Source organism: Mesorhizobium sp. B2-6-2, from assembly GCF_006440615.1.
Classification (GTDB): Bacteria; Pseudomonadota; Alphaproteobacteria; order Rhizobiales; family Rhizobiaceae; genus Mesorhizobium.
In genome coordinates this window covers 376,501-390,583 of the sequence record NZ_VFUG01000003.1, presented here as the reverse complement: position 1 = coordinate 390,583, position 14,083 = coordinate 376,501, and the positions used below count along the sequence as shown (strand labels likewise).

The window sequence follows — 14,083 nt, the reverse complement described above, 5'->3', positions numbered from 1 at the left end:
GTCACTTCGCTTCGATCTTGGCGAGACCACCCATGTAAGGCCGCAGCACTTCAGGAATGGTTACGCTGCCATCCTCATTCTGGTAGTTTTCGATGACGGCTATAAGAGCGCGGCCGACCGCGGTACCCGAGCCGTTCAACGTATGGACGAAGCGATTGCCCTTGCCGTCCTTGTCCTTGTAACGGGCATCCATGCGCCTGGCCTGGAAGTCGCCGCAGACCGAGCAGGACGAGATTTCGCGATAGGCGTTCTGCCCCGGCAGCCAGACCTCGATGTCGTAGGTCTTGCGCGCGCCAAAGCCCATGTCGCCGGTGCAGAGCGTGACCGTGCGGAACGGCAGACCGAGCCGCTTCAGCACTTCCTCGGCGCATTCAGTCATGCGCTCATGCTCGGCGAGCGAGCTTTCCTGGTCGGTGATCGAGACCAGCTCCACCTTGTAGAACTGGTGCTGGCGCAGCATGCCGCGTGTGTCGCGGCCGGCCGAGCCGGCTTCCGAGCGGAAGCATGGCGTCAGCGCCGTGTAGCGCAGCGGCAGCTTTTCATGCGCGGTGATCTCTTCTCGCACGAGATTGGTGAGCGGCACTTCCGCCGTCGGAATGAGGCCAAGCCGACTGTCGCCATGCGGCGTGAAGAACAGGTCGAGCTCGAATTTCGGCAGCTGATTGGTGCCGAACAATACCTCGTCGCGCACCATCAGCGGCGGGATGATCTCCTCATAACCGTGCTCGGTGGTGTGCAGGTCGATCATGAACTGGCCGAGCGCCCGCTCCATGCGCGCCAGCTGGCTCTTCAGCACCGTGAAGCGCGAGCCGGACAATTTCGCCGCCCGCTCGAAATCCATCATGCCGAGCGCTTCGCCGATCTCGAAATGCTCCTTCACCCAATTCGGACGCGTCGGCACCTCGCCGACGATGCGCTTGACGACATTATCGTGCTCGTCCTTACCGACCGGCACGTCGTCAAGCGGCACATTGGGCAGAACCGCCAGCGCGTCGTCCAGCGCCTTGTCGAGCTCGCGCTCGCGCGCCTCGCCATTCTGGATGAACGCCTTGATCTCGCTGACCTCGCCCTTGAGCTTCTCGGCGAGCGCTGAATCGCCTGAACGCATGGCGTTGCCGATCTCCTTCGAAGCGGCATTGCGGCGCTCCTGCTTGACCTGCAGCTCGCTGAGATGCGAACGCCGCGCTTCGTCCTTCGCGACTAGGTCGTCGACCATGGACTGCGCCTCGCCCGCCGGCCACGAGCGCTTCACCAGCGCTTCGACAAGGGCCTTGGGGTTGTCGCGAATCCATTTGATATCAAGCATGGTCGATCCTCAAAAGTAAGGATCGAGGGGGTAAACCGCATCCGCCATCGATGCAAGACGGCGGTTAGGCGCATCGCCGCGATTCCCGACCTGGGGTGCGTCCAGTTTCCCCAGCACAGGGATTTTGACCGGTCGGCTATGTTTGCGTTGGCAGGCGGCATGGCTTTGAGATTGGCCGAAACGCCCATCGCGATCGTCATTCTAGGGCGGAGCAGGAGCGAAGCTCCGTCGCGAAGACCCTAGAGTCCATGCCGTTACCTTCGCCAAGGCGTGCAACGGACCAAAATTCTGCACCGCGGCGGCGCTTCCAAGTCACGGCATGGATTCTATGGTCTGCGCCGCGTCGCTTCGCTCCTTGCTTCGCCATAGAATGACGACGTTGGGGCGGCTTCAACCAATCCCGGCGTTTGGGCTGATTTCACGGACATGAACGGAGAATCCTGCACCAAGACAAACGGCAGCCTTCAAAATCCCTGTGTCGGGCGACTTACGCCGACGGCGCATCCGGCGTGTTGCTGGCGGCAGAGCTCCCCGCCTCCGCCTGCTCGCGCGCCAGGCGGTCGCGCGCTTGGCTGCGCTCGATCATGCGCGAGGACCAGATGGCGACCTCATAGAGAATGATGGTCGGGATGGCGAGGCCGCACTGGCTCATCGGATCGGGCGGCGTCAACACGGCGGCAACGACGAAGGAAAGGACGATCGCCCATTTGCGCTTCTCGGCCAGCGCCTGCGACGACAATATGCCGACGCGCGTCAAAAGGCTGGTCACCACCGGCAGCTGGAACACCAGGCCGAAGGAGAAGATCAGCGTCATGATCAGGCTGAGATATTCCGACACCTTCGGCAGCAGCGAGATCTGCACCTGGTCGTTGGTGCCGGTCTGCTGCATGGCCAGGAAGAACCACATGACCATCGGGGTGAAGAAGAAATAGACCAGCGAGGCGCCCATCACGAACAGGATGGGCGATGCGATCAGGAACGGCAGGAAGGCGCTGCGCTCGTTCTTGTAGAGGCCGGGTGCGATGAACTTGTAGATCTGCGTGGCGATCAGAGGGAAGGCGATCACCATGCCGCCGAACATGGCGAGCTTCACCTGGGTGAAGAAGAACTCCTGCGGCGCGGTATAGATCAGCTCGACCTTATGCGGGTCGAGCCCTGCCCACTGCGTCGCCCATTTGAAGGGGACGACCAGAAGGTTGAACAGGCGCTTGGCGAAGAAGAAGCAGACGAGAAAGGCGACGAAGAAGCCGCCCAGCGACCAGATCAGGCGGCGGCGCAGCTCGATCAGATGCTCGATCAGCGGCGCGGACGATTTCTCGATTTCTTCCTTTTCCTTGTCCGAAACGCTCACTTGGTGCCGCCCGTCATCTTCTTGCCGTCGGTTGCCCTCTTCGCGGCCAGCTTCTTCGCCGCGGCAGGCTTTGTCTCAGTCTTGGGCGCGACCTTCCTGGCGGGCGCGGCGGCTTTAGCCGCAGCCGGCGAGGATTTGGCCGGCGCATTTGCTGCCTGCGCCTTTGATGCCGCTGCCGTTTTCGCCGCTGCGCCGGCGGTCCTTGCCTTGGCGGTCGCCGCCTTTTTCGCCGGCTTGGCCGGCACGGCGGTGTCCGAACCCGGTGCGGTGACGGAGGCGTCGGTCATGGCCGGGAAGGTTGGAGCGGCAGAGGCAGCCTCGGGTCCACCGACGCCGGGCAGGTCCGTCGCACCGTTCTTGAGCGGCTCGGCGGCCTGCGGCGTTTCCGCTGCCGGCGCCGCCGGATCGGCGGCCGGCTTGGGCTTCATCATCGTATCGACCCCGGCGCGCACATCGGCCGCGGCCTGCTCGAACGGATTGAGCTGCTTGCGCACCTCGTTCATCGGATTGAGGCCGCGAAGACTATCGATCGAGCTCTTCACATCGTCGAGCTCGGCTTCCTTCAGCGCTTCGTTGAACTGCTTCTGGAAGTCGCCGGCCATGGCGCGCAATTTCGCCGCGGTGCGGCCGAAGGTGCGCAGCATGTTGGGCAAATCCTTAGGCCCGACGACCACGATCATGACGACCGCGATCACCAGCAGCTCGCTCCAACCGACTTCGAACATGACAATCTATTCCGACGGGTGCCTGGTGCCCAAAAATGCGAAGCGGTTTTGGGACAACGGCATGCTCAAAGCAACAACCAGGATCAGCTCTTGCTGACCTTTTCCTTGGCCGGCGAAACAGTCTCGTCAGCGCGATGTTCGACGGTACGCTTGTCGTCGGCGTCGTCGTCGGCCATGCCCTTCTTGAAGCTCTTGATGCCCTTGGCCATGTCGCCCATCAGTTCCGGGATCTTGCCGCGGCCGAACACCAGAAGCACGATGACCAGCACGATCATCCAGTGCCAAATCGAAAATGAACCCATAACAATCTCTCTCGAATGGTTTCCCTCGGCGATGATCTATGCGTTTTCGCTCGGGGATTCAAACACAACCGCTACGAAGTTGATAAAATGGCTAGCGGATGTCACGCACTTTCGGCGTGAGCGGCTTGCTACGAATCCGCGCAGCCTCTGCTAATAGACCATTCGCGGCGATTTGATGATCACTCGTCGGTGACGCGCGGCGTCAGCAACCCGAGCTCCTCGAGGTCGATATCGGTCAGCGCATCCTCGTCTTCGGCGAGCGCGTCCGGATCGGCCGGCGGCACAGGCATCGAGAAATTCGCCGGCATGCGCGTCGAGAGCAGGCCAGCGCCCTTCAGCTCTTCCATGCCGGGCAGATCGCGGATCTCCTCCAGCGCGAAATGATCGAGGAAAGCGTCCGTGGTGCCGTAGGTCACCGGCCGTCCGGGCGTGCGGCGGCGGCCGCGCATCCTGACCCACTCCGTTTCCAACAGCGTGTCGAGCGTGCCCTTGGACGTTTCGACACCCCTGATGTCCTCGATCTCGGCGCGCGTCACCGGCTGGTGATAGGCGATGATCGCTAGCACTTCGAGCGCCGCGCGCGAGAGCTTCCTTTGCTGCACGGAGTCCCGGCTCATCAGGAAAGCCAGGTCGCCGGCGGTGCGGAAGGCCCAGGCGTCGCCGACCCGTACCAGGTTGACGCCGCGCTTGGCATAGATTTCCTGCAGATCCGCCATTGCGGCGGCAATGTTGACGCCTTCCGGCAGGCGCGCGACAAGTTGCCTTTCGCTGACCGGCTCGGCACTGGCGAAAATGATCGCCTCGGCCATGCGCACGGCTTCCGACAATTGCAGCCGCTCGGCCGGGTTTTCGATGGAACCCTGCTCAGCCATCTCGTCTTCCGGTTCGTCCTCGACCTTGAACGGGATGACCGAAGCGTTGGCGCGTTCGCTCATGATACCACCTCGACTGCCCTTACCCCTTCTGCGCGGCCGCGCAGATAGATCGGCGCGAACACCTGGTCCTGCCGCACTTCCAATTTGCCCTCGCGCACCATTTCGAGCGTCGCCGCGAAGGAACTGGCCATCGCCGTGCGCTTCTCTTCCGGCGCCGCCAGATATTCGATCAGGAAGCTGTCGAGCGTCGTCCAGTCGCCGACCGAGCCGATCAGCCGCGCCAGCACCTCGCGTGCATCCTTGAGCGACCACACGGCGCGCCGGGCGATCGTCACATTGTTGATCGCCTGCCGCTGGCGCTGCTGCGCATAGGCGGTGAGCAGATCATAGAGCGAAGCCGAAAAGCTGTTGCGCTTCTCGACGATGACCATTTCCGGCATGCCGCGCGCAAAGACGTCACGGCCAAGGCGGTTGCGGTTCACCAGCCGCGCCGAGGCGTCGCGCATGGCTTCAAGGCGCTTCAGCCGGAATTGCAGCACCGCCGCCAGTTCCTCGCCGCTTTCGCCCTCTTCGCCCGGCTGTTTCGGGATCAAGAGCTTCGACTTCAGGAAAGCGAGCCACGCCGCCATCACCAGATAGTCGGCGGCAAGCTCTAGCCTCAGCGCCCGCACTTTTTCGACGAAGGCCAGATATTGCTCCGCAAGCGCCAGGATAGAAATGCGCGCCAGATCGACCTTCTGGTTGCGGGCAAGATGCAAAAGAAGATCGAGCGGGCCTTCGAAACCGGCCACGTCGACGACCAGCGACGGGTCGCCGGTCAGGCGTGAATCGTCGTTCTCGGCCCACAGGCGGTCCATCGGTGCGGCCTTCGCGGCCTTGCCTTCCAATGTCTCCGCCACTTGCCTTTCGTCCCTTCGGTTCAGGCCACCGCTTCGAAATAGGTGGCGAATTCTGCGCGTATGGCCGTTTCATCGGCGGCGTCGCGATCCTTTATATAGGTCAGCGCCCGCTCGGCGCGCTGCAAAGACTTGCCTGACAGCGCCGTCGTGCGCGACGCGATCCCCGACATCTCCTCGAAAACGCCGTTGCAGTGAAGGACGAGATCGCAGCCGGCCGCAAGGATCGAGGCCGCCTTTGTCGGGAAATCCCCAGAAAGTGCCTTCATCGAGGTGTCGTCGCTCATCAGCAGCCCGTCGAAGCCGATCTCGCCGCGGATCACCTGATCGACGACCTTGGCGGACGTGGTCGCCGGATTGTCGGGGTCGACCGCGCTGTAGACGACATGCGCCGTCATCGCCATCGGCAGCTCGTTCAACGCCTTGAACGGGGCAAAATCATGCCGTCTGAGTTCATCGAGCGGCGCATCGACGGTCGGCAGCGCGAAATGCGTGTCGGCAAAGGCGCGGCCGTGGCCGGGAATATGCTTCATCACCGGCAGCACGCCGCCCGACATCAGCCCCTCGGCCGAGGCCCGGCCAAGCTCGATCGCGGCATTGGGCTCCTTGCCATAGGCGCGCGCGCCGATGACGTCGCTGGCGCCTTCGACGGGCACATCGAGCACCGGCAGGCAGTCGGCGGTGATGCCGAGGCGCGAGAGATCGAAGGCATGCAGCCGTGCCATCAGCCAGGCGGCGCGGCGGCCGGCCTCGCGATCGTCGCGCCACAACGCGCCAAGCGCGCCGCCGGCCGGGTAGTTCGGCGCCAGCGGCGGACGCAGGCGCTGCACCCTGCCGCCTTCCTGGTCGATGAAGACCGGAGCGTCCGGGCGACCGACGCAGTCGCGCATCAAGGCGACGAGGTCGCGGATCTGCCCGGCCTCGCCGATGTTGCGCGCAAACAGGATGAAGCCCCAGGGACGTTCGTCCCGATAGAAATGGATTTCGTCCTCGGTGAGGGATTTCCCGGCGCAGCCGAGGATCATGGATTTTGATTCGCTCATGCCCGGAAGCTTAAGGCTTTGAGCGAGCAAAGGGAATCACCCCTGCCCTCGGACCAGCTAAAGCCCGCAACCGTCCACAACGAAAAGCCGGCGCGGCCTCGCGGCGGCGCCGGCTTTGATAGGCTTGATCTAATCAGCGCGATACGAAGCAGTTGCCGCCGGCCGCCTTGTAGCTGGTGCAAAGGCTGATCGCATCGTTGCGCGACTGGGCCGCAACGCGGACGCGGTAGAAGGTGCCCTTGCCCGCGACCTCGGCCTTGACGATGTTGGCCGTGCGACCGGACAACACGCCGCCATAGCGGCGCTGCAGGTCCTGATAAGTCGACTGCGCGCTTTCGACCGTCGGCTGCGAGGCGATCTGCATCGACCACGAGCCGCCGCCGGCGGCCACCGCCGGATCGATCGAAGCGACCTGGTCCGGCTTGACCTCGCCGACGATATCGACCGGCTGGTCGGACGGACGCGCCGGCGCCACCGGCACCACTGCCGGCGTGTTGGCCGACTGCGCCTTGGCTTCGGTCTTCTTCGCGGGTTTCACCGGCTTGACGGCCGGCGCATCGGCCTGGTCCGTACCGGCCTGGCCTGCGTCGGAACCCACGGTTCCCGTCTGCTGGCCGTCGGAGGCCGGCGCGACATGTTGCGGCGCCGGATCGCTCGGTTCGGCCGCGGCGACCTTCGGCGCAGCGGCTGGAGCCGGGTCCTCGCGCGGCACCAGCGAGCCGTCGGGTTTCACCATCATCGTCTTCACCTTGCGCGGCGCGACGGCGACGACATCGTTGTTGGCGGTGTTCTCGGCATCCTGCTGCAGCACCTGGGCGATGCGGTCTTCCGACTTCGGCGCCGGTGCCGCCGGCTGCGCGCTTGCCGGCGCGGCAGGTTGCGCGCTTGCGGGCACAGCCGCTTGCGCGACACCGGGCAACGCTGTGCCTGGATCGCTGGCGGCGTCAGTGCCGGCCGCGGCGCCATTGTCGTTGGGCGAAAGCTCGACCACGCGGCTCTGCGGCGGTTCCTTCGATGCCAGATCCACGGGCTGCTCGGTGGTGTTCACCAGCTTCTGCTGCACCGGCTCGGCCGGCTTGGCCGGCTTGGCCGCGCCGCCGCCCTTGGCGACCGCGTCGTAAACCTTGTTGTCCTGGTTCGGCACCACCGTGCCGCCGGGATTCTCGGGCTTCACCTTGATCGGCGAATTGTCGGCCTTGACGATCACCGGGGCCGCGCCGCCGCCTTTGCCGCCGAAGGAGAAGGCCAGCGCGCCAAGGCCGCCGAAAACCACCGCTGCGCCGACGAGCGCCGCGATCATCACGCCGCGCCGGCGCGGCTGCGCCGCCTCGCGCTCGGCGAGCCCGGGGATCGCCATCGCCTCTTCGAGCTCGGGATCATAGTCGAGCTCATCGGCGGCGAAATCGTCCGCCTGCGAAACCGGCCGGCTGCCGGGCAAATCATCGGCATCGTAACCGTTCGCGACGGCAAGCGCAGCCGGGGCCACTGGAGCCGCCGGAGCCTCGGCACGCAAGTCGCGACGATCATAGCCGTTGAAGCCGGCATTGTAGGATTCGTCCTCATAACCGCGGCTCTGTGTCGGCATCGACGCGATCTCCGTCGCGTTCATGTCGGTGAGCAGGCTGGCGAATTCCGCATCGAGATCGTCATATGCGGGTGCGGCCGGCTGGTCCTCTTCGAAGCTGAGCTCCGGAATGTCGAGGTCGTCCGCGAGCGCGACCACGCGCTCCGGCACGTCGACCGTCTCGACGTCGGGCATGTCATCATGCTCGCGGGCTTGCGGCACGGGCGTCTGCGCCGGCTTGGCGTAGGCTGAATAATCCGCAGCCGGTTCGCTGCGGTAGGCCGGCGCCGCCACCTGCGCTGGCGCTGAAGGCGCGGCCATCTGCACCGGCGCTGCCGGCTGCGCAAACGAAGCCTGTACCGGCGGAGCAGAGGTGGGGGTCGAACGGCTCCACGACCTTGCCGGCTCGGTGTTCGTCGAATGCAGCCAATCGGACGAATTTGCCTTCGCCCGGGCGGCCTCCTGCTCGGCCTCGATACTGCGGGCAAAAGCGGCGCCGAAAGCGTCGTCGTCAAAATCGACCGCGGGCTCTGCCTTGGCCGAGGTTGCAAAATCCTGGTGATCGAGCTCGCTGGCGTGCAGGTCGTCGAAGTCGCTTTCAACCGGCTGGCCGCCCTCGCCGCTCTGCGACGGCTGCTGCTCGTCGAGATCCCAGTCGAGATCGTCGGCCTCGGCCTTCTCGCTTTCGTAGCTCGCAGGTTGCGCAACCAGCCGTGGCGCGGGAGCAGGCTCCCTGATAGCCGGCATCGGCCGCGCGGTCATGGCGCCAAGCAGCGCATTGAGCTCGTCTTCCAGGCTCCGCTCGCTGGCGGCCGGCTTCTCGGGCTCAACGGCGGCGCTCGGCGGAACCGGAGCGGCGACGACGGGAGCCGCCTCGGCGACGGTCGGCTGCAACGCGGCAACGGGCTCGAGGGCCGGAGCTTGCGGCTCCTCGTTCAGCGCATCGCGAAAGCTCAGCTCGAAATCGTCATCGAGGGTCAGCGCGGCGGCAGGTTCGGGCGCGGCGAGCTCCGGCTCGGCGGCAGCCGTCTCGGCCGGCGCCTCGACCGTCGGCGCAGGCTCGTCGTCGAGCGACAGCTCAGGCTCTTGAAGATCCTGACCTTGGCCGAGATCCATATCCTGGCCGAGATTGATATCGACATCGGTCATCGCCTGATCGAAATGACCGGCAAAATCATCCTCGGAAATCAGCGGGGCGGCTGCGTGAGCTTCGACCGGCTCGGCGGCCTGCGCATGCTGCTCCGGCTCGTGGCTCTCAAACGACAGCTCGTCTTCGAGCGACATCTGGACCGCGTTGTCGAAATCGGCGTCGAACGCCCCTTCGCTCGCGGCCTGCATGGCCTCGACGGCGTCCTGACGCGCGTAGGCCGGCTCTTGATCGTCGAGGTTGGCGAGCTCTTGATCGTCGAGGTTGGCAGGCTCGTGATGGTCGAGCTGGAAATCCTGGTCCAGCGAAGCCGCCATTTCCCGGTCGATCGCAAGATCATCTTCGACCGGCGAGGCATCGAGCGAACTGGCGACAGCCTTGTCGAAATCGTCGTCGAAAGCGACTTCCGGCTCGGAAGCTTCTTGTGGCTCAGGCGCGAAATGCGGCTCAGATGCAAAATGCGCCTCTGGTGCGATTTCCGGTTCGGGCGCCACCTGCGGCTGCAGCGCAATATCCGGCTCCGGCGCACGGGCCACGGCGAAGTCGGCATAATCCGCCGCGTCGTCGAACACGAAATCCTGCTCGAAGGAAGCGGTAAGCTCGTCGTCATTCGCGGCGGCGGCGGCAGCCTCGAAGGCCGGCTCTTTGCTGATCTGATGCGGTGCAGCCTGCTGAGCGACCGGCGCGCTTTCCTCGACGGAGTCGAACTCGCCCATCAACTCCTTCTCGAGGTCGATGTCGAAATCGTCAGCCGCCACGGCCTGATTGGCCTTTTCGGCCGCGGGGGCCGGCTGCCTCACCGGCTGGCGCGGATCGAAACCCATGATCCGGGTCAGTTCAGCGAACGGATCATCGTCGGCGATGTCGTTGTGGTCGGCTACTTTCAGCGGGGTTCTGTCTGCCATTATTGTTCCCGAACTCGCACACAGTCGGACGCCATGGACGTCGCGCAGGGTTGGCCCTTACCAGCGCAATGTGGGCAAAAGGTGACAGGTTTTTTAGTTAAACCTAACGCATTTCGATGGGCGCGTCTGCCCCGATCAGCGTCAGGCCGGAGGTCAAAACATCCGAAACAGCCTGCACCAGCCCTAGTCTGGCATAAGTTGATTCTCGGTCGTTAACCTTAACAAAACGTAAGTCCTGGTTGTCGTTGCCGCGATTCCACTGTGCATGGAAGCCGGAAGCCAGATCGTAAAGGTAGAATGCGAGCCGGTGCGGCTCCAGCGAAAGCGCCGCGGATTCGATCAGCCGCGGATATTCGGCCAACTTCCGGATCAGCGCGATCTCGCCCTCGTCGGCCAGCGCAGCCACCGAGGCCGCGAGCCGGTTGCGATCGAAGTTCGCCTCGCCGAGCTGCTCGCTCGCCTGCCTGAAAACGGAATGGCAGCGCGCCGACGCGTACTGCACATAGAACACCGGATTGTCCTTCGACTGCTCGGTGACCTTGGCGAAGTCGAAATCGAGCGGCGCGTCGTTCTTGCGGTAAAGCATCATGAAGCGGATCGGGTCGCGGCCGACCTCTTCCACGACCTCGCGCAGCGTGATGAAATCGCCGGACCGTTTCGACATGCGGACCGGCTCGCCATCGCGGAACAGTTTTACGAGTTGGCAAAGCAGCACGGTGAGATTGACGGCATCGCCGGCAACCGCGCGCGCCAGCGCTTCGAGCCGCTTGACGTAGCCGCCATGGTCGGCGCCGAGCACATAGATCAGGTCGACGAAGCCGCGGTCGACCTTGTCCTTGAGATAGGCAACGTCGGCGGCGAAATAGGTGAAGGAGCCGTCCGACTTGACCAGGGCCCGGTCCATGTCGTCGCCGACCGCGGTCGAGCGGAACAGCGTCTGCTCGCGATCTTCCCAGTCGTCCGGCTTCTCGCCCTTGGGCGGCGGCAGCTTGCCCTTGTAGATGTGGCCCTTCAGCGTCAGGTCGGCGATCGCCGCCCGGATCTTCTTGGCGTTGTCGGCATGCAGCGTGCGCTCGGAGAAGAACACGTCGTGATGCACGTTGAGCAGCGCCAGATCCTCGCGGATCATTGCCATCATCGCGTCGACGGTGCGGTCCTTGACGATCGCCAGCGCCTCCTCTTCCGGCATCTGCAGCAGGCCGCGGCCGAATTCCTTGGCCAGCGCCTCGCCGACGGGGACCAGATAGTCGCCCGGATAAAGACCAGGCGGGATCTCGCCGATATCGTCGCCGAGCGCCTCGCGATAGCGCAGCAACGCCGAGCGGCCGAGCACGTCGATCTGCGAGCCGGCGTCGTTGATGACGTATTCCTTGGTCACGTCGTAGCCGGCGAAGGCCATCAGATTGGCCAAGGCATCGCCGACCACGGCGCCGCGGCAGTGGCCGACATGCATGGGGCCGGTCGGGTTGGCCGAGACATATTCGACATTGGCCTTGCGGCCGCCGCCGACGGTCGAGCGGCCATAATTGCGCCCCTCGCCGAGCAACGCCGCCAGATGCGTGTGCCAGAAGCCGTCCTTCAGCCTGAGATTGACGAAGCCCGGCCCGGCGATCTCGGCCGAGGCAACATCAGCATCGCCCCGCAGCGCTTCGGCCAGTTTCTCGGCAAGCGCGCGCGGGTTCTGTCCAGTGGGCTTTGCCAGCACCATCGCCGCATTGGTGGCGAGGTCGCCATGGCTGGCATCGCGCGGCGGCTCGACCGCGACACGCGACAGGTCGGGCGCGGCCCCGTCCTTGTCTTTCAGATCAAGGGCTTCGACGGCCTTTATGATCCGCGCGTTGAAATCGGCGAAGATATTCATCGGAAGTGCTCTGGGCTTCAAGAGACGACCGGCTCGATGGCCGGCAAAATCGAGGCTCGCCCTAGCTCAAATCGGGCGTATGGTCAAACAGACGCCGATGTTCCTTCAAGGCATAGGTGTCGGTCATGCCGGCCAGGAAGTCGGCGACGCTGCGCGCCTTAATGCGGTCCTCGGCCCGGTCGAGCCCTTCGCGCCAGCCGTCGGGCATGGCGCGCGGATCGGCGAAATAGACGTCGAACAGCTCGCGCACGATCTGTTCGGCATCGGCCCGCACGCGCATAACCTCCGCATGCCGGTAGAGATGCTTGTAGAGAAAGGCCTTCAATTCCTTTTCGGCCGCCGCCATGCTGGCCGAGAAAGTCACCAGGGTCCCGCCGGCCGCGCGCACCGCGTCGGCGCTGTCCGGCTTCAGGCGTTCGATATTGGCGGCGGTCGATGCGATGACATCTTCGACCATCAGCGTGATCTGCCGGCGCATCAGCTCGTGGCCGGTGCGCACATCGTCGAGCTGAGGATATTTGGCACGCACGCCGTTCAGGATCGAGCCCGGCAGACCGACCTCTCCAAGCATATCCAGCGTCAGCAGGCCGGCGCGCAAGCCGTCGTCGATGTCATGGGCGTTGTAGGCGATGTCGTCGGCGATCGCCGCACACTGCGCCTCGATGCCGGCGAAACGGTCGAGCTCGAGATCCTGCAGCTCCGAATAGTCGCGGATCGCCTGCGGCACCGGGCCTTTGAGCCCCTTTCCGCTCGCATCGGTCAGCGGGCCGTTATGCTTGACCAGCCCTTCCAGCGTTTCCCAGGTGAGGTTCAGCCCGTCGAATTCGGCATAGCGGCGCTCGAGCCGCGTCACGACACGCAACGACTGGGCATTGTGATCGAAACCGCCCCAGGCGGCCATCTTCTCGTTGAGCGCATCCTCGCCCGTATGGCCGAAGGGCGTATGGCCGAAATCATGCACCAGCGCCACGGCTTCGGCGAGATCCTCGTCGCCGCGCAATGCCCGTGCCAGCGCGCGGGCGATCTGCGCCACTTCGATCGAATGCGTCAGCCGTGTGCGGTAGTGATCTCCCTCATGCGCGACGAAGACCTGCGTCTTGTGCTTCAGCCGGCGAAAGGCGGTGGAATGGATGATGCGGTCGCGGTCGCGCTGGAACGGTGTGCGGGTCGGGCTTTCCGGCTCGTCGAACAGGCGGCCGCGCGAGCGCGCCGGATCGCTCGCATAGGTCGCGCGCGGCCGGTCGCCGAACCCGATGTCGCCGAGAGCATCCTTGCCCTGCCGCTCGTCCATTGATCCACCAGTTGACTCAGGCTTGCCCGCTTCATACCTATCATGTGAAACCGAAAGCAAGGTGACGCCGATGGGCGCGGATGCCAAGACTGCCATGAAGGTCGAGATGACCGATGCCGCGGCCAAGCGGATCGCCAGGATTGTCTCCGGCGAACCGGGCAAGACGGCGCTGCGCGTTTCCGTCGAGGGCGGCGGCTGCTCCGGCTTTTCCTACAAGTTCGACTTGGTAGGCGACCGCAACGATGACGATGTCGCCATCGAGAAGGACGGCGCGACCATCCTGATCGACGACCTGTCGCTGGTCTATATGGGCGGCTCGGTGATCGACTTCGTCGACGATCTGATGGGCCAGTCCTTCCAGATCAGGAACCCGAACGCGGTCGCTTCCTGCGGCTGCGGCACGAGCTTCTCCATATAGCCCGATGCCTGCCATCGGCGCGGTCCGTCAGGTCGCGCTCTCGGCTGGCCGCGATCTCGATGCGACGCTTGCTTTCTGGCGCGACGTGCTTGGTCTGAACGTGCACGCTCGCTACGACCCGCCCGGTATTGCCTTCATTATGGCCGGTGACGTGCGCCTCCTCTTCACCGACGGCGTTCCGGCCGGCACCGTCTATCTCGACATCGCCGGCCTCGAAGCCTTCCACGCCAGGGCGAAGGCCGCGGGCATTCCCTTCACCGCGCCGCCGACGCTCGTCCACCGCGACATCGAGGGGCAGTTCGGCCCGGCGGGGGAAAGCGAATGGATGGCCTTTCTAAAGGACCCCGCAGGCAATACGATCGGCCTGGTCGAACGCCTGCCGCCCGAAGAGCATTGAGG

General features: G+C 64.6%; 12 protein-coding genes. 2 read left to right on the top strand and 10 right to left on the bottom strand.

Translation table 11 applies throughout. The features are described from left to right. Position 1: 1 nt before the first annotated feature. The 10 genes from serS to FJ419_RS09885 all read right to left on the bottom strand — a co-directional run bounded on the left by serS (position 2) and on the right by FJ419_RS09885 (position 13,266). On the bottom strand, positions 2-1,306 hold the full coding sequence (gene serS / locus FJ419_RS09930) for a serine--tRNA ligase (RefSeq protein ID WP_140690408.1): 1,305 nt from the start codon (positions 1,304-1,306) through the stop codon (positions 2-4). A gap of 487 nt (positions 1,307-1,793) precedes the next feature. Continuing rightward, positions 1,794-2,657 carry a twin-arginine translocase subunit TatC gene (tatC, locus tag FJ419_RS09925; RefSeq protein ID WP_140627258.1) on the bottom strand — a complete coding sequence of 288 codons (864 nt, stop codon included), beginning with the start codon at positions 2,655-2,657 and terminating at the stop codon, positions 1,794-1,796. Further along, the gene (gene tatB, locus FJ419_RS09920) at positions 2,654-3,382 is read right to left on the bottom strand and encodes a Sec-independent protein translocase protein TatB (RefSeq protein ID WP_140690405.1); all 729 of its coding nucleotides are present in this window, start codon (positions 3,380-3,382) and stop codon (positions 2,654-2,656) included. The genes tatC and tatB overlap by 4 nt, the downstream gene beginning before the upstream one ends. A gap of 83 nt (positions 3,383-3,465) precedes the next feature. Continuing rightward, positions 3,466-3,684 (bottom strand): twin-arginine translocase TatA/TatE family subunit, encoded by a 219-nt coding sequence (locus tag FJ419_RS09915; protein ID WP_027167260.1) that lies wholly within the window; start codon positions 3,682-3,684, stop codon positions 3,466-3,468. A 179-nt stretch (positions 3,685-3,863) separates the two neighbouring features. Beyond that, positions 3,864-4,619, bottom strand: a complete 756-nt coding sequence (gene scpB, locus FJ419_RS09910) for an SMC-Scp complex subunit ScpB (protein WP_140690402.1) — start codon at positions 4,617-4,619, stop codon at positions 3,864-3,866. Beyond that, positions 4,616-5,416, bottom strand: coding sequence for a ScpA family protein (locus tag FJ419_RS09905; RefSeq protein WP_140546603.1), 801 nt, complete (start codon positions 5,414-5,416; stop codon positions 4,616-4,618). The genes scpB and FJ419_RS09905 overlap by 4 nt, the downstream gene beginning before the upstream one ends. Before the next feature lie 62 nt (positions 5,417-5,478). Further along, complete coding sequence (gene nagZ / locus FJ419_RS09900) at positions 5,479-6,498, bottom strand: beta-N-acetylhexosaminidase (protein ID WP_140690399.1); 1,020 nt, start codon at positions 6,496-6,498, stop codon at positions 5,479-5,481. 133 nt (positions 6,499-6,631) lie between these two features. Next, positions 6,632-10,114 (bottom strand): SPOR domain-containing protein, encoded by a 3,483-nt coding sequence (locus FJ419_RS09895; RefSeq protein WP_140690396.1) that lies wholly within the window; start codon positions 10,112-10,114, stop codon positions 6,632-6,634. A 103-nt stretch (positions 10,115-10,217) separates the two neighbouring features. Beyond that, positions 10,218-11,975 (bottom strand): arginine--tRNA ligase, encoded by a 1,758-nt coding sequence (argS, locus tag FJ419_RS09890; protein ID WP_140690393.1) that lies wholly within the window; start codon positions 11,973-11,975, stop codon positions 10,218-10,220. Positions 11,976-12,036: 61 nt separating this feature from the next. Next, positions 12,037-13,266 carry a deoxyguanosinetriphosphate triphosphohydrolase gene (locus FJ419_RS09885; protein WP_140690390.1) on the bottom strand — a complete coding sequence of 410 codons (1,230 nt, stop codon included), beginning with the start codon at positions 13,264-13,266 and terminating at the stop codon, positions 12,037-12,039. Positions 13,267-13,336: 70 nt separating this feature from the next. On the opposite strand from FJ419_RS09885, the gene erpA reads away from it, so the two are divergent. Then, positions 13,337-13,684, top strand: coding sequence for an iron-sulfur cluster insertion protein ErpA (gene erpA / locus FJ419_RS09880; protein ID WP_042644753.1), 348 nt, complete (start codon positions 13,337-13,339; stop codon positions 13,682-13,684). Between the two features lie 4 nt (positions 13,685-13,688). Further along, entirely contained in the window at positions 13,689-14,081 is a 393-nt protein-coding gene (locus FJ419_RS09875; RefSeq protein WP_140690387.1) for a VOC family protein, read from the top strand. The last annotated feature ends 2 nt before the right edge of the window (positions 14,082-14,083 follow it).